At 39.8% G+C, this 20,661-nt stretch carries 15 protein-coding genes, 2 tRNA genes and 1 other RNA gene; 8 read left to right on the top strand and 10 right to left on the bottom strand.

Annotation, left to right across the window (positions count from 1 at the left end):
• Positions 1-5 precede the first annotated feature (5 nt).
• Together CAP51_RS08055 and ssrA are read left to right on the top strand one after the other, a co-directional pair.
• On the top strand, positions 6-1,535 hold the full coding sequence (locus tag CAP51_RS08055) for a DHA2 family efflux MFS transporter permease subunit (RefSeq protein ID WP_087620230.1): 1,530 nt from the start codon (positions 6-8) through the stop codon (positions 1,533-1,535).
• A 295-nt stretch (positions 1,536-1,830) separates the two neighbouring features.
• Positions 1,831-2,190, top strand: a transfer-messenger RNA (tmRNA) gene (gene ssrA, locus CAP51_RS08060).
• A 364-nt stretch (positions 2,191-2,554) separates the two neighbouring features.
• Here ssrA and CAP51_RS08065 read toward each other — a convergent pair.
• Positions 2,555-4,234 carry a YadA-like family protein gene (locus tag CAP51_RS08065; RefSeq protein ID WP_140404415.1) on the bottom strand — a complete coding sequence of 560 codons (1,680 nt, stop codon included), beginning with the start codon at positions 4,232-4,234 and terminating at the stop codon, positions 2,555-2,557.
• 361 nt (positions 4,235-4,595) lie between these two features.
• Between CAP51_RS08065 and CAP51_RS08070 the strand changes: the two genes are divergently transcribed.
• A complete protein-coding gene (locus CAP51_RS08070) occupies positions 4,596-4,994 on the top strand; it encodes a hypothetical protein (protein WP_087620231.1) in 399 nt (132 codons plus the stop codon).
• A 368-nt stretch (positions 4,995-5,362) separates the two neighbouring features.
• On the opposite strand, the gene CAP51_RS08075 is transcribed toward CAP51_RS08070, so the two are convergent.
• The 5 genes from CAP51_RS08075 to CAP51_RS08095 form a co-directional block, all read right to left on the bottom strand.
• On the bottom strand, positions 5,363-5,566 hold the full coding sequence (locus CAP51_RS08075; protein WP_087620232.1) for a hypothetical protein: 204 nt from the start codon (positions 5,564-5,566) through the stop codon (positions 5,363-5,365).
• A 547-nt stretch (positions 5,567-6,113) separates the two neighbouring features.
• The gene (groL, locus tag CAP51_RS08080) at positions 6,114-7,748 is read right to left on the bottom strand and encodes a chaperonin GroEL (RefSeq protein ID WP_087620233.1); all 1,635 of its coding nucleotides are present in this window, start codon (positions 7,746-7,748) and stop codon (positions 6,114-6,116) included.
• Positions 7,749-7,826: 78 nt separating this feature from the next.
• Positions 7,827-8,117: a co-chaperone GroES gene (locus tag CAP51_RS08085; protein WP_087620234.1), complete on the bottom strand. Its 291-nt coding sequence runs from the start codon at positions 8,115-8,117 to the stop codon at positions 7,827-7,829.
• 177 nt (positions 8,118-8,294) lie between these two features.
• Positions 8,295-9,071 (bottom strand): metallophosphoesterase family protein, encoded by a 777-nt coding sequence (locus tag CAP51_RS08090; RefSeq protein WP_087620235.1) that lies wholly within the window; start codon positions 9,069-9,071, stop codon positions 8,295-8,297.
• Positions 9,052-9,993 carry a diacylglycerol/lipid kinase family protein gene (locus tag CAP51_RS08095; RefSeq protein ID WP_087620436.1) on the bottom strand — a complete coding sequence of 314 codons (942 nt, stop codon included), beginning with the start codon at positions 9,991-9,993 and terminating at the stop codon, positions 9,052-9,054. Before CAP51_RS08095 ends, CAP51_RS08090 begins: the two co-directional genes overlap by 20 nt.
• A 350-nt stretch (positions 9,994-10,343) precedes the next feature.
• Between CAP51_RS08095 and CAP51_RS08100 the strand changes: the two genes are divergently transcribed.
• Both CAP51_RS08100 and CAP51_RS08105 read left to right on the top strand, forming a co-directional pair.
• Positions 10,344-12,173 carry a phosphoenolpyruvate carboxykinase (GTP) gene (locus tag CAP51_RS08100; protein ID WP_087620236.1) on the top strand — a complete coding sequence of 610 codons (1,830 nt, stop codon included), beginning with the start codon at positions 10,344-10,346 and terminating at the stop codon, positions 12,171-12,173.
• Between the two features lie 130 nt (positions 12,174-12,303).
• Positions 12,304-14,433, top strand: coding sequence for a TonB-dependent siderophore receptor (locus CAP51_RS08105; protein ID WP_087620237.1), 2,130 nt, complete (start codon positions 12,304-12,306; stop codon positions 14,431-14,433).
• A 154-nt stretch (positions 14,434-14,587) separates the two neighbouring features.
• On the opposite strand, the gene glpK is transcribed toward CAP51_RS08105, so the two are convergent.
• Complete coding sequence (gene glpK, locus CAP51_RS08110; protein WP_087620238.1) at positions 14,588-16,102, bottom strand: glycerol kinase GlpK; 1,515 nt, start codon at positions 16,100-16,102, stop codon at positions 14,588-14,590.
• Between the two features lie 221 nt (positions 16,103-16,323).
• Here glpK and CAP51_RS08115 point away from each other — a divergent pair, with 221 nt between their 5' ends.
• Entirely contained in the window at positions 16,324-16,755 is a 432-nt protein-coding gene (locus tag CAP51_RS08115) for a hypothetical protein (protein ID WP_087620239.1), read from the top strand.
• A gap of 52 nt (positions 16,756-16,807) precedes the next feature.
• Here the strand turns inward: CAP51_RS08115 and CAP51_RS08120 are convergent, their stop codons facing one another.
• Both CAP51_RS08120 and folD read right to left on the bottom strand, forming a co-directional pair.
• On the bottom strand, positions 16,808-17,467 hold the full coding sequence (locus CAP51_RS08120; RefSeq protein ID WP_087620240.1) for a class I SAM-dependent methyltransferase: 660 nt from the start codon (positions 17,465-17,467) through the stop codon (positions 16,808-16,810).
• A gap of 6 nt (positions 17,468-17,473) precedes the next feature.
• On the bottom strand, positions 17,474-18,322 hold the full coding sequence (folD, locus tag CAP51_RS08125) for a bifunctional methylenetetrahydrofolate dehydrogenase/methenyltetrahydrofolate cyclohydrolase FolD (protein ID WP_087620241.1): 849 nt from the start codon (positions 18,320-18,322) through the stop codon (positions 17,474-17,476).
• Between the two features lie 245 nt (positions 18,323-18,567).
• On the opposite strand from folD, the gene CAP51_RS08130 reads away from it, so the two are divergent.
• Both CAP51_RS08130 and CAP51_RS08135 read left to right on the top strand, forming a co-directional pair.
• Positions 18,568-18,641, top strand: a tRNA-Cys gene (locus CAP51_RS08130).
• A 10-nt stretch (positions 18,642-18,651) separates the two neighbouring features.
• Positions 18,652-18,737, top strand: a tRNA-Leu gene (locus CAP51_RS08135).
• 132 nt (positions 18,738-18,869) lie between these two features.
• On the opposite strand, the gene CAP51_RS08140 is transcribed toward CAP51_RS08135, so the two are convergent.
• Positions 18,870-20,636: an alkaline phosphatase D family protein gene (locus CAP51_RS08140; RefSeq protein ID WP_087620242.1), complete on the bottom strand. Its 1,767-nt coding sequence runs from the start codon at positions 20,634-20,636 to the stop codon at positions 18,870-18,872.
• Positions 20,637-20,661: the final 25 nt, after the last annotated feature.

Here is a 20,661-nt window from a genome sequence, read left to right on the forward strand (position 1 = left end):
CTGCCATGAATGCACAAACTTATCCTACCAGCCTGCAAGGTACAAGATTACTGATTGCAGCAATGTTATTAGCACTTGCCAACTTTATGGTGGTGCTGGACATGACCATTGCCAACGTCTCATTGACACATATTGCAGGTGGATTAGCAGTTTCCAGTTCGCAAGGCACATGGGTCATTACCTCCTATGCGGTTGCCGAAGCCATTTGTGTTCCCTTAACAGGTTGGCTAGCCAATCGTTTTGGTACAGTCAGGGTCTTTGTCGTTGGGCTGATTGGATTTACCTCTTTTTCAATCTTGTGCGGTTTGTCCAATAGTCTGGCCATGCTGGTCATTTGCCGGATTGGTCAGGGTCTGTTCGGCGGTCCGATTATGCCACTGAGCCAAACCCTGTTGATGCGTATTTTCCCTAGCGAACAACATGCCAAAGCCATGGCGATCTGGTCACTAACCACTGTTATCGGACCAATTCTAGGCCCTATTCTCGGAGGTACGATTAGTGACAATTTATCCTGGCACTGGATTTTCTTTATCAATATTCCAGTAGGCATACTTTGTGCGGTGGGTGTCTGGCGCTATTTACGTGAAGCCGAGACCGATACCTTTAAACTTCGTATGGATGCAATGGGTTTAGCCTTATTGGTTTTGTGGATTGGCGCATTACAACTCATGCTGGATCTAGGCCATGAACATGACTGGTTTGGCAGTACATTTATTTGTAGTCTTGCCATCATTGCCATACTTGGTTTTATCAGTTTTATTATTTGGGAAAGCACTGAATCCAATCCAGTTGTTGACATCAAGATTTTTAGACATCTCGGTTTTAGTAGTGCGGTTGTTGCGCTGGCTTTTGGTTTTGGTGCTTTTTTTGGCTGTATTGTCGTCATCCCCCAATGGCTACAAAGTAACATTGGCTACACAGCATCTTGGGCTGGTTATGTGACTGCAACTATGGGCTTTGGCAGCATTATGATGTCGCCACTGGTCGCCAAATGGTCCACTAAATATGATCCTCGTGCCATTGCTTCATTTGGGTTGATCTGGTTGGGAGGAGTTACACTCATGCGTGCCTTCTGGACCAACGATGCTGATTTCTGGGTCGTTGCACTCCCGCAATTTTTGCAGGGTTTTGGCGTGCCAATGTTTTTTATTCCCCTCTCTAATCTAGCACTCGCATCAGTACTGCCTCAGGAAATTGCCTCAGCAGCTGGATTAATGAACTTTTTAAGAACCATTGCCGGAGCAATCGGTGCCTCTTTGGCAGTCACAATCTGGGATGATCGTTCCTCTATGGCACGTAATCAAATCGTCTCAACCTTACAGCCCGATGCAACCTTAACAAGCTTACAAGAAAATGGATTTTCCCATGAAGTTGCCCTAGGTATTGTTTCCGATTTAGTCAATAAGGAAGCACTTACTGTTGCTGTCGATCATGTATTTCTATTATTTACACTACTATTTTTTGTTGCAGCGGCACTGGTCTGGCTTGCACCGAAACCCCAAAAAGTCTCTATTCCCAAAGGTGCTGCCCATTAATCCTAATAAAAAGGTTAGGTCATCATGATCTAACCTGCTTTACAAGCATTCGATACGATATCTCTTGAGATTAATTTGTAGGACAATATATTTATCACTATGAAAATCATTATGTAATAAAATCAGGTATGCTCATTCAAGAACAGATGACTATAACTCTATAAACTTCTTCTTTTCATTTCCCCCTCTTGAAATTTTTTAACAACACACCATATACAGTGCAAGGCCAAGTGCATATAGGAAAAGTCAAAGCTAGCAATTTTGCTTTTTCTCTGTTAGTATTGGCAAATCATCTGGGGATGTTATTGGCTTCGACGCTGGTGATGAAACTCATAGATGCATGCCGAGAGCGCATTTCCTCTCGTAAATAAAATTTGCATTTTAATAGTCGCAAACGACGAATCTTACGCTCTAGCTGCCTAAGGGCAGCTTGTCCGCCTACTAGAATACTTGTGGTCTGGTAGCCCGACTGAAGCGCACGCACACAAGTCCGTATAAAGTTAAGCCTCGGGACTTTATACCAAACTTAGAGGATCGCGCTTTGTACCCTGTTCGTCGGGTCATAAAGTGTTAAAACAATAGACGATATCTAAGCATGTAGTATTCTCGAGTGTAGTGCTTGCGGACGGGGGTTCAACTCCCCCCATCTCCACCATATACTTAAATTTACAGATCGAGTTATCACGATCTATAAAATGAAAAGGCTTAAACTGTAATGGTTTAAGCCTTTTTTCTTATGTAATTACACATTCATATCACGAATTACAACCTTGCATAGCTTGTATCATTGCACTTTTATTGAAACCGCTGTGATACTGTTAGTTTACAGTCAATTCTGCACTAATTTGCATTTCATTCTGCACTAGAATTTTAAAAGTTATTCTGCACTAAATGACAAGAGATGAAATAACGCCTGGTTCAGCATCAAAAACAATTATGATCTTTTTTACTTTTTGCAATAAAAAATCCCCGCCGAAGCGAGGACAGAGGAGGAAATGAAAACTTAAACTTATATTAAATTAGTTGCCACCGAAAACGTAAGCGACACCAACACGACCACCTACTTCACCGCTACCTGCAACACCCAAAGCAGCACTGATTGATGTACGACCATCAGCTAACGCACTGACTAAGCCTAATGCACCTGCGCTTTCGCCTTCATAGTGACCTACGCCACCAAACACTGCAAATTGACCCGGTTTGATGTTTGGTACTTGTTGTTGTGCAGCTAATGCAATAGCAACACCACGATAAGCAGTTTTCTCAACATCATCAAGTTTTTTGCTAATACGGTTAACATTAGATTGGAAACTACTTACCGCTGCATCAGTATAAGCATTTGCATCAGTTAATGTTTTAGCATCAGCGGCAGCATAATCTGTACGAATTGATGCTTCACGAGTATCAGTATAAGTATTTGATTCAGTTATAGCAGCTTCTTTAACACCATTTGCGGCATCTTGAGCCTGAGTAACAGCATTATTTAATGACTCAGTAATACTTACACCATTTACTTGATAGTCAGATGCATTGATTGTACCAGTTGTTGAGATACCAGCAGCAGTAATAGTAGTTTTATCAGTTACAATACCATCTTTTGTAGTAGTAGCTTCCAAACCATATGTATTGCCTGTTGTTTCATTAGTATCAATAATACCAGTTACTACAGATTTAGATGTTTCTACAACATCACCAGCAGTACCTAAAGTATAATTAACACCCAAATCCTGAACTAAATTGGGATCTGTACTACCTAATGTAATTGTTCCAGCATTAGCTTGTGATGAAACACTTTCACCATAGGTTACATTTTCATTACTTACAAAAGCTGTATTTACAGATTTATTAGTTGTACCACCACCAAATTGATCAGCCACACCAGCAGCATATTGTGTTAATGAAGATGTGTTTCCAGTGAAAGTAGTTAATTGACCATTGTTTCCTACAGAATAATATTCATCACCAATCTGGAAAACTTTATTATTATTAGCTGTAGTATAAGCTTTTAGCTCTTTGGAAGATTCTTTACTACCAGTAATTGTTACTGTCTTAGTTGCTGTACCCTTGGTTACATCAATCTCAGTACCTTCACTATTTTTAACTAAGGCAATACCATTACCTGTAACCGCTGTTACAGAAGAACCATCACGTGAAATTAAACCTTGTGCATTTTTACTAGAAGATGACAAAGTAAAGTTTCTCACTGCTTCAACTTGATTGGCCGCTTCTAGATTACCAACTTCGACATCCTTAAGCGCAAGTGTATCATTTCTACCGCTTTTGTATGCATCCAATTCATCAATTACAACACCATTAGAATCAACTAATTGTCCTTCTAGATTAAAATCAAAACCACTCGTAGTGAGCGTACTATATGACCAATAATCATTCTTAGTATTTGTTTGCCCACCAATTGTAACATCCCCTTCTTCATATTCAGCTGCTACTTGTCCACCACTAATCAAAGTTGAATATTTAGATGTATCACCTGTATATGCTACAAGTTCATTATTTACCAAAGTATACGCACCAGTTGAGATGATTTCATCATTACCATTACGAATCTCAACTTTTAGGATTGTGTTACCTTGAGCATCAGCATATTTATACACATCGGCTTCACTAGTGATAGGAGCAGCATATGTTTGACCCGCAAATACACCCATAGTCAAACTTAACGCTAACAATGTCTTTTTCATATAAAACTACCTTTAAATTTACTTTACGAATTGTTTCCCCAAAACACGGTTCGTGTCTTCACTACTTATCTATTATGAGCTCTCACATTGACATAGCATCAGTAGTTCAGATGAAAATACATCCGAGGTAACCCATAGGCCAATTCTAGTTTCACTTTAAACATTAATCAATCAAAACTTGATTAAAAATATATATATTTTTTACTTTTTATTCATATGATTTTCTTAAAAAAACTTAAAAAGCATATTTTTTAACCAAAAATAATGCAAATAGGCTAATTAAATAACAACATTTTATCAATCAAAACTTGAATTTAAACATGTTAAGTTATTCCAACATCTATATGGTCTAATGTTTTCTATGAAAGAAAAAAGTGAAAAATCTGCCTTTAGTCTTCGACTTAAACAACTACTGGCAAAATATAGCTGGCCAGTCAACAGCCCTACTTGGTTAGCACGGGAATTTAATTTACGCTATAGTGGGCAATCGATTAGTGTGCAGACCGCTAGTAACTGGTTATCTGGAAATGCTATTCCCAATCAGGATAAATTACAGATTCTCGCAACATGGCTAGATACCTCAAGCCAATGGTTACGGTTTGGTGAAGAACAACCGAATGATTATAAAGCAGATCAAAGATTGATTTATAATCAATCTATTCAACTTAGTGATCTAGCAGATAAATTTGAAAAACTTAGCAACAAACAAAAATTCCTTATTTATCATTTAATTAATGAAATGCTTATCAATAATCAATAATGATTATAAACTTCAAAATAATTCTACTTATTTATACTGATAGGTGTTCAAATACTTGGCATAACATCTGATATTTCAACCGATGATCTTTTAACTTCAACTATAAGATATCGCATATATTGCTTCTTTTTTTATGTGACATAATCTGTTTTAACAATATCACTTCATTCATTACAAGTTCAATACTCATCTTTATTTCCTAGGATAATCCCCCAAATTTTTTATTAATGTTCTAATTTTGGAATATTCTGGATCAAAATTTTCTGCTTATAGGGGTCAAATACTTCCTATCGCAAAAATTTATCATGTTGCTAAATTAGCAATTTTTTAAATAGTAATTGTCTTAAATTGTGTATCTATGAATCAATTTAGTCTATTTTATTATTTGCAGTATTTTTGCTTAATTCCAATATTTTTTGCCTAAGCGAGTAATTTTCTACTTTAAGTTGTTCTATTTGTATAAGTAGCATCTGATAGTGTTGATGTAGCATGTACAATCGCTGGATTTCCTGCACAGGATACATCGCATATTCTTTCTGCTGCTCAACATTTAACTGATTTTCACTCGACATTTTTATCTATTTCCCACAATACTATAACTTTAGCCAACAACTTAACACTTAAAAGGTTTTCTTACTTGATTCATGTAACAATGATTTTCTTGAGATAGCTCACAACTGCTTAATGTTTTTTTATACACTATATGTAATCTATGTATCAACTACTGCTCTAAGACTAATTCTATATTGATGATTATGATCATATATTTCCTTAAATACAATGTTAATTCAACCATAATAACCAATAAGATGGACAGGTGGTGTCCAATACTAGATTTTTTTTAAATCATTAAAATTCATATATTTATTTTTATCTTTTGAATTTTTATGATCATTTAAAAAATTTTTGTATCTCAGCTTAAATGCACTTGCTCTTGATCTAATATTTGTTTTTTTTAAATTATTTTAAAGCAAGACTTCCCTTATTAAAAAAGGCCGCAAACTTTTATTTGCGACCTTTCTTGTAACACGCCCAAATGTGAGTAACATGGTGGACATGCTTAAAATATTAAGTATAAATTATTTTAAATTACAAAAATTTATACTATATATGAGCAATTTACATCATACCGCCCATGCCACCCATACCGCCCATATCTGGTGCAGCAGGTTTATCTTCTGGAATGTCAGTGATCATGGCTTCTGTGGTTAACATCAAACCAGCCACAGATGCAGCATGTTCAAGTGCAGAACGCGTTACTTTTGCAGGATCAAGGATACCCATTTCCAGCATATCGCCATATTCACCAGTTGCAGCGTTGTAACCATAGTTACCTTCACCACTTTTCACTGCATTAATTACAACAGATGGCTCATCACCAGAGTTGGAAACGATTTGACGCAGTGGTGCTTCAATGGCACGACGTAAAATATTGATACCTACAGTTTGGTCATCATTAGCACCAGTTAAGCCGTCAAGTGCAGCAATGGCACGAACCAGAGCAACACCACCACCAGCAACTACACCTTCTTCAACCGCAGCACGTGTTGCATGAAGCGCATCGTCTACACGATCTTTTTTCTCTTTCATTGCAACTTCTGTTGCTGCACCGATTTTAATCACTGCAACACCACCGGCAAGTTTAGCCACACGTTCTTGAAGTTTTTCTTTGTCATATTCAGAAGTAGCTTCTTCGATTTGTGCGCGAATTTGTTGAACACGTTCGGCAATCGCATTGGCATCGCCAGCACCATCAACAATCACTGTATTTTCTTTAGATACAGTCACTTTATGTGCAGTACCCAAATCTTGCAGTGTCGCTTGTTCTAAAGACATGCCAACTTCTTCTGAAATGACTGTTGCACCAGTTAAAATGGCAATATCTTGTAACATTGCTTTACGGCGATCACCAAAACCAGGTGCTTTAACCGCACAAACTTTGATAATACCACGCATGTTGTTTACAACTAAAGTTGCAAGAGCTTCGCCTTCAACATCTTCGGCAATGATCAAAAGTGGTTTACCAGTTTTGGCAACTGCTTCCAATACGGTGATTAATTCACGGATATTGCTGATTTTTTTGTCTACCAGCAAGATAAATGGTGTTTCCAGTTCCGCTGTTAACGTATCTTGTTTGTTGGCGAAGTATGGGCTGATATAACCACGATCAAACTGCATACCCTCTACAACGTCCAGCGCATCTTCAAAGCCAGAACCTTCTTCGACAGTGATTACACCTTCTTTGCCCACTTTTTCCATGGCTTGTGCAATCAGTTTACCGACAGTATGGTCAGAGTTAGCAGAAATTGAACCAACCTGTTCAATCGCTTTAAAATCATCAGCTGCTTTCGCAGTAGAACGGATATTCTCAACCACTGCTTTTACAGCAAGATCAATACCACGTTTTAAATCCATTGGGTTCATACCAGCAGTTACTGATTTGATCCCTTCATTTAAAATAGCCTGAGCCAATACAGTTGCTGTGGTTGTACCATCACCTGCAACATCATTGGTTTTTGAAGACACTTCACGCACCAGTTGCGCACCCATGTTTTCAAATTTGTCTTTTAATGTGATTTCTTTGGCAACAGTTACACCATCTTTGGTGATGTGTGGTGAACCAAATGAACGGTCAATCACGACATTACGACCTTTTGGTCCTAAAGTTACTTTTACTGCATCTGCAAGCACATTTACGCCTGCAATCATTTTTGAACGAGCTGAATCACCAAATTTTACGTCTTTTGCTGACATGTTAAACTCCAAGTATCATTTATCTATTTAATCTGACTATTTATTTATCTAAAATCGTTTTAGATATGATCGAGATATTTAGCCTTCCAATACGCCTAAAATATCTGCTTCTTTCATAATCAATAACTCTTCACCATTTACTTTTACAGTGGTACCTGCGTAAGTCGCAAACAATACTTTATCGCCAACTTTTACATCTAGTGCACGTACACCGTTATCTGTGATTTGACCATTTCCTACAGCAATCACTTCACCTTGCGATGGCTTTTCAGCAGCAGAACCAGGTAAAAGGATACCACCCGCAGTTTTGGTTTCTTCTTCTACACGTTTTACCACAACGCGATCATGTAACGGACGAATATTGCTCATGTTTTAACTCCATCAGACTTAGTCTAGATTAACAACATAAAAATTATGAAATACCCTTTGCACAACTTTTATGTTTGATATAAAAAATTGTTGCTTCTGTAGTGGGGTTACAAATTTTTGCTTCAAGGGGAATTTTTATTTTTTTTGCATGATTTGTGTATTTTTTAATCTCTTAATTCAACACGTCCATAATGTCTGATCTTTTTCAAATATTTGTGTCGCAGGATTAAATAAAAATCCATCAATTTGCCCATCTGGATAAATCAGATTAAATCCATTTTGCTGGCCATGATGCAGACGAAAAGACAAAGCTGTCCCAGCATGGATATCCAGTACATCCTGAGCACCCGGTAATTGATAAAGCTGGTTTAAATGATAAACCGCAGACTGATGCAAATGACCATGCAACAACCCGTTTAATCCAACTTTAGCCCAGTGCTGTAAGGCAATTTCACCCAGTACAGGACAATCTTTACTGCCATGTTTATCATCGGGTTCGGTATAAAACGGCTGATGGACAACGATAAATTTTAATAGATGCTTGGGTGCCTGCTGCAACAATTGCGTCACCCGCAATATTTGTTCGGTTGATACATAGCCTTTTGTATGATGGGAAGGCCGAATACTATTCACACCGATCACATAGAAATGTTCTGTCTGCATCACATTTTCGGGAGAACCAAAAAATAATTGGTAACGATTGAAAGGTGAAAAAAAACGTCGCCAGACATGATACAGCGGAATATCGTGGTTACCTGGCACCACCAGATAAGGACATTGCAAGCTTTCCAAAAATTGTTTGCATAAATAAAATTGATGAAATCGTGCCCGCTGTGTCAAATCACCACTGACCACGATTAATTCTGGCTGATAATCAAGACAAAATTGTCTGACTGCTGCCACCCGATCAGGTTGTTCTGTACCAAAGTGCAAATCAGAGAGATGTAATAGCATGTGGCACTCTCACTTGAATTGCATCGTGCAAAACAGAAAATTTTAAAGGGGTGCGTAATTGCAATATTTCTCCGTCCAACGCAACTTTCATCAGTGGACGTTTGGCGGAAATTTCCACATGATCTGCACAAAAGCTATAAACATCTTCGGCTTGTTCAAGCTCCCCTTTTAATAGCTTAATCATGAGTTGTAATAGCTGCCATCGACTGACCTCGCCAATCGCCACACCCGCTAATTTACCTTGTGCGGCACAAGCGGCCAGCTTTAAACGCAAGTCTTGTAGTTGCAATTGATTATTGCCAAAAAATACCATTGGCGTATCCAGCGGATATTGCTGTCCATCAATTTTAAGCTGCAAATTATAATGTTTATGTGATTTTACCAAGACGCCCAAGCCGGATAAATAAGCCACCAGCGGAAAACGCCCAAACTTTTTATTATAATATTCACGATTTTCAATGATTACAGGATATAACCCAATACTGGCATTATTAAGATAAATCATCTGATTCACCTGCCCAACATGAATGGGGCGCGCTTTACCCTCAATTAAATTCTGTACCGCAACAGGTAATTCGATGGGAATATTCAACGCTCGAGCGACATAATTAAAAGTACCAAGTGGCAATATTCCGAGTTCAATCTGGGTATGGATTAATGCCTGAGCCACTGCATTAATCGTACCATCTCCCCCTGCTGCAACAACCATCCCCTGTTTACCTATTTCAAAAGGTTGATGTCTTGCGATTGCTGTGCGAATACATTGCTGTAAAGGAAAGTCTTCAGTGGTAAAAAAAATCTCTACATCAAATCCAGTTTTTTCAAGGGTTTGTGCAATTAACTGCATTTCCATTTCATGACCTTGTCCATGATGTCCGGAACGAACATTCATAATGATCGATAATGGCTGGCCTACATGCATGATTTTTCTCTTAAAAAACAATCGATTTTTTACCTTATTGTTATCATAAACGATTGTATAAAAAAACAATAAAACATTTGCAATAATGATACGATGACGACCAAAGCTCTTGATATTTCCTATAGAAATATATGGAGTTTTTTTATCAAAAAAATAAATGTTGACTTGTAACACATTAAATTTAAAAAATTTTTAAATAAAAATATCACGCCATTTTCTGGCATGCCAAATTCGATTGCTTATCATTTAAATTGAATTATGTTTTAATACGCCCACAATTTTTAGTCATTTACGTCACCGTATCACGGTGATGATTTGTACTTTGTACATTTTTACTTATAGGCCTCAACATGACCCAAGTGAACGCACCAGAATTCGTTCGTCATCCCAAGCTTATCGCATGGGTTGAAGAAATTGCCAAGTTAACCAAACCAGCCAAAATTGAATGGTGTGACGGCAGCGAAGAAGAATATCAGCGTCTAATCGACCTGATGATTGCAAATGGTACCATGCAAAAATTAAACGAAGAAAAGCATCCTGGTTCTTATCTTGCAAATTCTGATCCTTCTGATGTTGCACGTGTTGAAGATCGCACGTTTATTTGTTCTGAACAACAAGAAGATGCCGGTGCAACAAATAACTGGGAAGCACCAAGTGTCATGCGTGCCAAGTTAAATGGTCTATTTGATGGATGTATGAAAGGACGTACCATGTACGTTGTACCCTATTCTATGGGTCCTTTAGGCAGTCATATTGCACAAATTGGTGTTCAGTTAACAGACTCACCTTATGTTGCAGTCAGCATGACCAAAATGGCACGTATGGGCAAAGCAGTTTATGATGTTTTAGGTACAGATGGTGAATATGTACCTTGCGTTCATTCTGTCGGTGCACCACTTGCAGAAGGTCAAAAAGATGTTGCATGGCCATGTAATGCAGAGAAATATATCGTGCATTATCCAGAAACCCGCGAAATCTGGTCTTACGGTTCTGGTTACGGTGGTAATGCATTACTGGGTAAAAAATGTTTGGCTCTTCGTATCGCTTCATCTATGGGTCGGGCACAAGGCTGGTTAGCTGAACATATGCTGATTTTGGGTGTGACCAATCCACAAGGTGAAAAACATTATATCGCAGCGGCATTCCCATCGGCTTGCGGTAAAACCAATTTTGCCATGCTAATCCCACCACAAGGTTATGAAGGCTGGAAAATTGAAACCGTAGGTGATGACATTGCCTGGATCAAACCTGGTGAAGATGGCCGTTTGTATGCCATTAACCCAGAAGCTGGTTTCTTTGGTGTTGCACCAGGTACAAATACCAAAACCAACCCGAACTGTATGGCAACATTGCATAAAGATGTGATTTATACCAATGTTGCAGTCACCGAAGATGGTGAAGTTTGGTGGGAAGGTTTAACCAAAGAAGCGCCTGCAAAATTGACCAACTGGAAAGGTCAACCACATATTGCCGGTGAAAAAGCTGCACATCCAAACGCACGTTTCACAGTTTCTGCGGCACAATGTCCATCTATCGATGCCGATTGGGAAAATCCAGCAGGCGTACCGATTTCTGCATTTATTTTCGGTGGTCGCCGTGCCGATACTGTGCCATTAATTACCGAAGCTTTTGACTGGGTTGATGGTGTCTACAAAGCAGCGACCATGGGTTCTGAAACAACTGCTGCTGCGGTTGGTCAACAAGGTGTTGTACGTCGTGATCCGTTTGCAATGTTACCTTTCACAGGTTATAACATGGCAGACTACTTCAATCACTGGCTGCAAATGGGTGAAACAGTTGCCAAAAAAGCAGAAGCTGCTGGCAATAAATTACCAAAAATCTTTAATGTCAACTGGTTCCGTCGTGATGAAAACGGTGACTTTGTATGGCCAGGTTTTGGTCAAAATACCCGTGTACTGGAATGGATCATTGACCGTGTAGAAGGTCGTGCCAATGCGGTTGAAACACCGATTGGCTATGTGCCAACCTATCAGGATCTTAACTGGGCAGGTACAGATTTCTCTCCAGAAGATTTTGAGAAAGTGACTTCTCAAGATAAAGAGCTGTTGTTAAAAGAAATCGAAAGTCATACCGAATTATTTAACAAACTTGGCGAACGCTTACCACAAGCTTTAAAAGATCGTCAGGCTGAATTGTTAAATGCTGTGAAATCTGCATAAATATTGCAGTAAGTAAAATATCAAAAGGTCGCTTCGGCGGCCTTTTTTAATTAAAAAAGTTTTACACTTTATTGCAGTAATTTTATTTATAAATGATAATTAGAAAGATTACTATTAACAGGTACTATCTATGCCAACCCCTCGTCTATTTTCCTATCATCGCTTGTATATTGCAGTATGTTGTAGTGCCTCAATCACCAGTATGGCGTGCTTTGCACAAGACGAAATACAACAACTACCCACCATTGAGGTTCTTGCAACAGATGACACTGGTTCACTGGCGAGCAATGCCTACAACATCAAAAATAGTTCAAGTGCGACCAAACTTAATATTGAGGCTAAAGAAACACCTCAAACCATTAACGTGGTGACGCAACAACAGTTGCAAGATTTTAATGTAAATAGTATTCGTAGTGCACTTACACTCACACCTGGTATCACTGTATCCAATGAAGAAACAGACCGAAGTTCATATTTAGCCCGAGGCTTTGAAATTTCAAATATTTTAGTCGATGGCGTAGGCTTTCCGCTCGGCAGCTACAACTACAATGATCTTAATCAGGACACTTTCCTGTATGATCGGATTGAAGTAGTAAAAGGTGCAGATGCATTAACCAACGCATTTGGTGATCCAAGTGCCACCATCAATATGATTCGCAAGCGACCTAGCAAAGAGTTTAATGCTGCTGCCAATATCAGTTATGGATCATGGAATACACAGCGTTATGAAACAGATGTTTCCGGGGCTTTAACACAATCAGGTAATGTTCGTGGACGTGTCATGGGCTATGAACAAACTGGGGACTCTTACCTAGATCGTTATTCCAAAGAGAAAAATGGTCTTGCTGCTATCATTGAAGCCGACCTTAGCGATTCAACTTTACTCTCTGCCGGCATCTCTCAAACCAGAAGTTATGCCAATGCAGCGAACTGGGGTGCAAATCCGATTTACAATGATGCTGGCGAAGAATTAAGTTATTCTCGCAGTTATAACTATAGTCCGGACTGGACCTACAAAGACCATAAAGTGACCAATTATTTTGTAGGTTTGGAACAAAAACTCGGTCAGGATTGGACGCTAAAACTCAATTATGATGATAGTAAAGAAGACAACCAGTCCTCCCTGCTATATCTTTATGGCACCCCATCAAGTACAGACAATACCAGCGGTATTCTATTATGGCCTGGTAATTATGCTGGTGAAATTAAAACCCGCCAAGCCAATATAAGTCTAGATGGTCGCTATAGCTTATTTAACCGTCAACATGAGGCAATGATCGGTTATAGCTGGTCACAATATCAATACCGACAATCTGAAGCTGCTGCCAACAATTACCTTTATACGACAGATCTAGCCAGTTGGACACCTTCTACACTCTCCGCGTTTGATATGGGGGATTTTTATGAAGCAGCAAATTATGAACAGACCATTCACTCAATTTTTGCAGCCACACGATTACACTTAAATGATGATTTTAAACTTATCATTGGTGGTAACTTTGTAAATGCAAAAAGTGACGGTGAGAGTTACAATGCCAGTGTTTATTATGATGTAAACAAATTTTCTCCATATACGGGAATTACCTATAATTTTAGCCCGGAATATACAGGTTATCTAAGCTATACCTCCATTTTCCGCCCCCAAACTGCAACAAATGAAGGTAAAGTTAATGACCCAATTGAAGGTGAAAGCTATGAACTCGGTGTAAAAAGTGCATGGCTAGATGGACAATTGACAAGTACATTGGCAATTTTTAGAACTGAAGAAAATAATTATCCATTGCGTACCAGTGACAATCCATTCAATCACGATGTTCCCACGACTGATATGCGCGCACAAGGTGTTGAGGTTGGCTTAACCGGAGCACTCACCGATCACCTGAATCTATCTTTTGGTTTTACTCAATTTAGCTTAAAAGATCTCAAAAATGGAGGCGATGCCCGCACCTACAATCCGACACAAACAATAAATTTATCAACCACCTATACAATCCCTCAAGTTCCTGCACTTAAAGTCGGCGCAGCTTTACGCTATCAAAACGATACCGAACAATATTTCTCTGATATAGATGCAACAATACATCAAGATGCTTATGCACTGGTTGACTTAATGGCAAGTTATGATGTCAACAAACATCTCACCATTCAAGCGAATGGTTATAATGTGACTGATAAAAAATATTTAAATAGCTTTGCATATGGTCAGGCTTTTTATGGTGAACCAGCAAACTACTCCGTTGCCTTAAAATTTAAATATTAAAGCACAGGATTGATCTAAGGTCGCTTCGGCGGCCTTTTGATTGTCTAGCCATGATTGGATTGATCTGGCTTGAATTAAGATCAGCATGGGAACCCCAACCTACCAATAATTAAAACCTCCAATACTTTTGTTTTGAGAACTTGATAGCATTAATTTAAACCTCATCTTTTGCCCAGTCCCGTGTCCGAGCAACAGCTTTTAACCAACCTCGATAAAGTTTAGACACTTCCTCCGCTTGACGTTGCGGTTGAAATATTTGTTCAATAGAGGTCTTATTTTCTAATTCTTGTAGATCTGACCAAAATCCTACCGCCAATCCAGCTAAAAATGCTGCGCCCATTGCCGTCGTTTCTTTCATGGTGGGACGCTCAACCTCGACCTGTAAAATATCTGCCTGAAATTGCATTAAAAAATTATTACTGATGACACCACCATCAACACGCAAGGTTTGTAATTTTTGCTGTGCATCCTGTTGCATGGCATCGAGCACATCTCTGGTCTGATAGGCAATCGATTCCAGTATGGCCCGAATTATATGCTCGACACCGGCCCCTCGGGTTAAACCAAAAATTGCCCCCCGTGCATCTGGGTCCCAATAAGGTGCCCCCAAGCCTGTAAACGCAGGAACAACATAGACGCCATGACTATCATTGACTTTGGTCGCATAATATTCAGAATCATGTGAATCATGAATGACTTTCATTTCATCACGCAACCATTGCACACTGGACCCGGCATTAAAGATTGCCCCTTCCAGCGCATAACTGACGCCACCTTGTGCATCGCAGGCAATTGTCGTGATTAAACCATGCTCTGACTGTACAATACGTTTCCCCGTATTCATCAGCAGAAAACAGCCTGTGCCATAGGTGTTTTTTGCCTGACCCGACTGCACACACATCTGCCCGAATAAAGCCGCTTGCTGGTCACCTGCAATCCCTGCAATCGGAATACGAATCTCTTGTCCACTCACGGTATGGCTATAGCCGTATATTTCCGATGATGAACGCACTTCTGGCAAAATTTCTCTGGGAATATCCAATGCCTGTAATAAGGTGTCATCCCATTGTAATTTTTCAATATCAAATAACATGGTACGCGATGCATTGGTATAATCGGTAACATGGACTTCACCTTGGGTCAGTTTCCAGATCAACCAGGTATCTACTGTACCAAACAACAACTCACCCTTTCTGGCACGTTCCCGACTCCCTTCAACATGGTCTAAAATCCATTTAATCTTGGTTGCGGAAAAGTAGGGATCAATCACCAGGCCAGTGACTTGCCGTACATGTTGCTCCAATCCCATCTGCTTAAGCTGCTGACAAATCGCGGTACTTTGACGACTTTGCCAGACAATTGCATTATAAATCGGCTTGCCCGTCAGCTTATCCCAAATAATCGTAGTTTCTCGTTGATTGGTAATGCCTATGGCTGCAATCTGCTCACTGGAAATGTTGGCTTGTGCCAGTGCTTCAACCCATACTGCATTCTGAGTGGCCCAAATTTCCATCGGGTCATGCTCGACCCATCCTGTTTTTGGATAAATTTGGGTAAATTCTTTTTGTGCAATACTGACGACATTGGCATCATGATCAAACACGATCGCCCTTGAACTTGTTGTTCCCTGATCAAAAGCGACGATATATTTCTTATTTGTCTTTAGCAACGTTAAATATCCTTACATAATAATGACCATACATTTCTATTTTCAGTGTGCATATCGTAAAAAATTGACCAAATCATAATATAGAAATAACAGCGATCAAAAGCAAAATATAAATCTCAAATGCTATCCATACTTAAAAACAACGATGCAGAAAAATAATTTGAAATACGCAAATCTATTGCCTTTATGCCATACTATTGACCATCACCGAGGAATTTATCATGAAAGCATTAATTTTACTGAGCACCCTCTCTAGCCTGTTATTGCTCACTGCCTGTCAAACCAAGCCACAGCCCTATAATGGTGTCACTGGCTTTGAGGTCGAGAGTCTAAGCAACAATGTTGCTACCCTGCGCTATACCCTTGCAGCGAACAGTAAAGACCAAAATGAACAGAAAAAACTACATCGTGCCTGCCAACAGGTATTGGGTGCGAATGCATCATTTGCAATACAAATACTCAGTACCGCAGAAATAGAGAATCAGCAATTACAACCACTACAGACAGGGGTTAAAATTGGACAAAGCCAAACTTCTTTTGGTTTATCCAACACACCAAGCACCACCAATAGTGAAGACTATTCAACACGTCAAGCACTGGAAACCCGTCCTAGCACTTTAAAAGTAATCCGCTATACTTGCTCACCAACATAACTCTTGAGGTAGAGGCAATTAAACACTTGCCTCGGTAATTCCTTGAAAAAAGTTATAAAGTTTTATAAAAGCTGACATTGCGAAATTCATGTGCTTCATCCAGATCTGGCCATGTGGTTGCACTTCTTTCATCAAGCTTTTGATAGTTGGGGTGACTAAAGTTTTTAACCCGACTATCTGCAACCCAGACCTCATCAGCAAATTTCAGAAAATCATCAAGAAAAAAACGATTACACTGGTCATATAACACATCAGCCGCCAACAATACATCAACGGACTGTGCTTGGTATAAATCGTCCAGATATTCCAGTTCAACACCATTCAATTTGGCATTCTCACGACAAGCTGCCAGACTAACAGGATCAATATCGCAGCAGATTACCCGTTTTGCACCTGCCAGCTTTGCAGCAATCGCCACCACACCAGAACCGGCACCAAAGTCCAAAACCACTTGATCTCGCACATGCTGTGGCTCACTCAATAACCACTGTGCCATTGCCAAACCCGATGCCCAGCAAAAAATCCAATATGGTGTATCATTCCAGATGCGACGAATTACCTCATCATCAAGCCGATCATGTGAAAAAATCGGTGGAATCAACCATAAAGATATAGGGGTTTCAGGCAATTGCTGTGCCAACAACTCGCAATTAGGAATAATCTGATGCAGTGCCTGAAGCAAATGCTGAGGCACTTGATGCAATGCTGTCATCTTGAATTAAGCCAAAGCTTTTTCGGCTGCTTCCACAGTCTGACGAATCAGTGTAGTAATTGTCATTGGTCCTACACCGCCTGGTACAGGCGTATATGCCGATGCAATGTCTTCGATACCCTGTAATTGAATATCACCCACGCCGCCACCATCACGAGGATGGAATCCTGCATCAACCACAACCGCACCTTGCTTGATCCAGTCTTTTTGAATGAGTTCTGCTTTACCCACTGCACCAACCACAATATCTGCCTGTTTGACCAGCTCTGCCAGATTTTGCGTACGTGAATGGCAAATCGTCACTGTTGCATTGGCCTGCAATAACATCATTGCCATGGGTTTACCCAAAATCGCAGAACGACCAACCACAACCGCATGTTTACCGGCAATTTCAATCCCGTATTCTTGTAATGTGGTCATGATGCCCTGTGGCGTAGCAGAACCATATGCAGCTTCACCCATGGCCATACGACCAAAACCAAGGCATGTCACCCCATCAACATCTTTATTTAAGTCGATGGCATCAAAACAAAGACGTTCATCAATCTGTGCAGGTACCGGATGCTGCAATAAAATACCGTGCACATCAGGATTAGCATTTAACTTTTCAATTTCGGCCAGCAATTGTTCTGTCGTGGTTTCTTCTGGCAATTCAATTTTTAAAGAATCCATACCGACACGGCGGCAGGCATTCCCCTTCATACGAACATAGGTAGCAGATGCACCATCATCACCAACCAAAATGGTGGCCAGAATCGGTGTGCGACCAGATTTTTGTTTTAATTGCTCAACACGTTGCAGTAAATCTGCTTCAATTTTCTTTGCCAATGCACGACCATCTAATACCAATGCCACAGCGCAACTCCAATTCTGGTGAAAAATCAATGTTGCAAATCATACATGATTAACAAGGCTTATTAAACATTCATCTATGGATTGCATCTTCTCTCCCATATAATTTTAATTTTCGCTCACGATAAATAGCGATGAATCACTGCTAAAATTTTAATTTTCTTTTATATGTTGCTTTTATGCGCACATTCACACGCCACGGTATTGTTTTTTTTCAAAACATTGTTAATATGTGCTTCACCAAATGTGGCGGGGTGGCAGAGTGGTCATGCAGCGGACTGCAACTCCGTGGACGCCGGTTCGATTCCGACCTCCGCCTCCAATTTGGTCAAGCCCGGGTGGTGAAATAGGTAGACACAGGGGATTTAAAATCCCCCGCCCACAAAGCGTGCCGGTTCGAGTCCGGCCCCGGGCACCATTTATTTAACAATAGAATAAATGGTGCAAATAAAGATCCAGCGTAAGCTGGTTTTTTTATGTCTAAAATTTCTGAATATAAGACAACCTGATTTGCATCAGGTTTATCCATTTTAAAATTCAAATGTTCGACTTAGGCACTTTTTTGCGTTTGCTGAACTTCCAGCAAATTTACATCCAGCACCAATTCATACTGACGAGATTCATCCACTTGATAAGCTGTGGTTTTAATACTATCAACAAAAATCCACTGTGCCTGAACCTGAGACTGATCAAAATTTACCAACAAATAACCACGCTGATTTAAATTGCAATAGGCCAGTTCATCAATCAATGTGGTAAACGCCAGTTCAAACTGCTGTAACTGTGCCAAAGGAATATTCAGATACTTTTCCATACCTGGTGAAGATACCGAACTTGTTGCCAACTCTACACCAACATATGTTTGGTCATAACCATGCAGATAAGATGCCCAGGCATTGTGTGTATCACCTGCCAGCACTACGACCTTTTTATTCAGTGCTTTTAAGGTGGCATACAGAATTTCCCGTTCGGCAAAATAACCGTCCCATGCATCCAGATTATACGGTGCAACCGTTTGTAATCTGGCTTTTTCCTCCACGGTTAATGTTGGATCGCCCTGTAACATACGCATTTTTAATATCACCAATTCGGTGATTGTCGCATTCATGGCAGCCAGTGCATCGGCAGTTGCATTACCACTAGTAATCGCACCAAGAGATAATAACAATTCTGCTGGAATCAACATTTTACTCATCAACACTTGCTGTCCCAACACATTCCATACAGCAGTGGATTGGCTCAATTGAGTTTGTAACCATTCGCGCTGTTGATAACCTAATAAAGTCCGACTTGGGTTGGTTAAATCCTGCTGAAATTTTTCAAAATCCACGCCCTGAGCAGAAATATAATCAGCATATTCAAGCTGCTGATCTCTTGCCAGAATACGGGTATCCAGCATGGTCAAATCAACCAGATCAGCAAATTTAAACTGACGGTAAATATTTAAATGATCATTTTCAGCGACCGGACGAATCGGCATCCATTCAAAATATGCCTGTAATGCTGCCAGTTTTCGATCCAGAAAACTGCCTTCATTATCCTGATGATTTTCTGCACCTTCACGCCAAGTATCATTGGCCAACTCATGATCGTCCCAAACCACAATAAAAGGATGGCGTTGATGTACTGCCTGCAAATCTGGATCTGTATGATATAAGGCATATCGCTTGCGATAATCATCTAGTTGAATAATTTCCTGATTATTATCTTCTGCCAGTGTACGTCCCAGACTGACAGCATCTTCAGTCGCATAGCCATCTTGACCATATTCATAAATATAATCACCAAGATGCAGTACTACATCAACATCCTGTTTTGCCATTTCACGATAGACATAAAAATAACCCGCAGGATAATTCGAGCAAGAACATACGGCAAATTTCACTTCTGTGGCAGTTTTGGGTAATGTTTTGGTTTGCCCAACTGGAGAATATGTTGTTCCACATTTAAACCGATAAAAATAACGCTGCCCTGCTGATAATTTATCGGCATCTATCTTGACCGTAAAATCAGACACACTTGATGTTTCTACTGCACCAGAATTAACAAGATTTGTAAACTGTTGATCTGTTGCTATTTCCCAGATGACATTCAAGCGACTACTATTATCTTTAGGTGTCACTCGTGTCCATAAAATGACTTGATCATAGAGTGGATCACCACTTGCCACGCCATGTAAAAACTCAACTTGAATCGCATTTTCTGTTGCATCGTCATTATCGTTATTACATGCAGTCAGTGAAACTGGCAAGGATAATGCGCCAAAGCCCAATAAGGTACGCTGTAATAATTCTCTACGGCTGAGTTGTTTCGTCATGATCTTGCTCATAAAATAACATTAG

Source organism: Acinetobacter populi, assembly GCF_002174125.1.
Classification (GTDB): domain Bacteria; phylum Pseudomonadota; class Gammaproteobacteria; order Pseudomonadales; family Moraxellaceae; genus Acinetobacter; species Acinetobacter populi.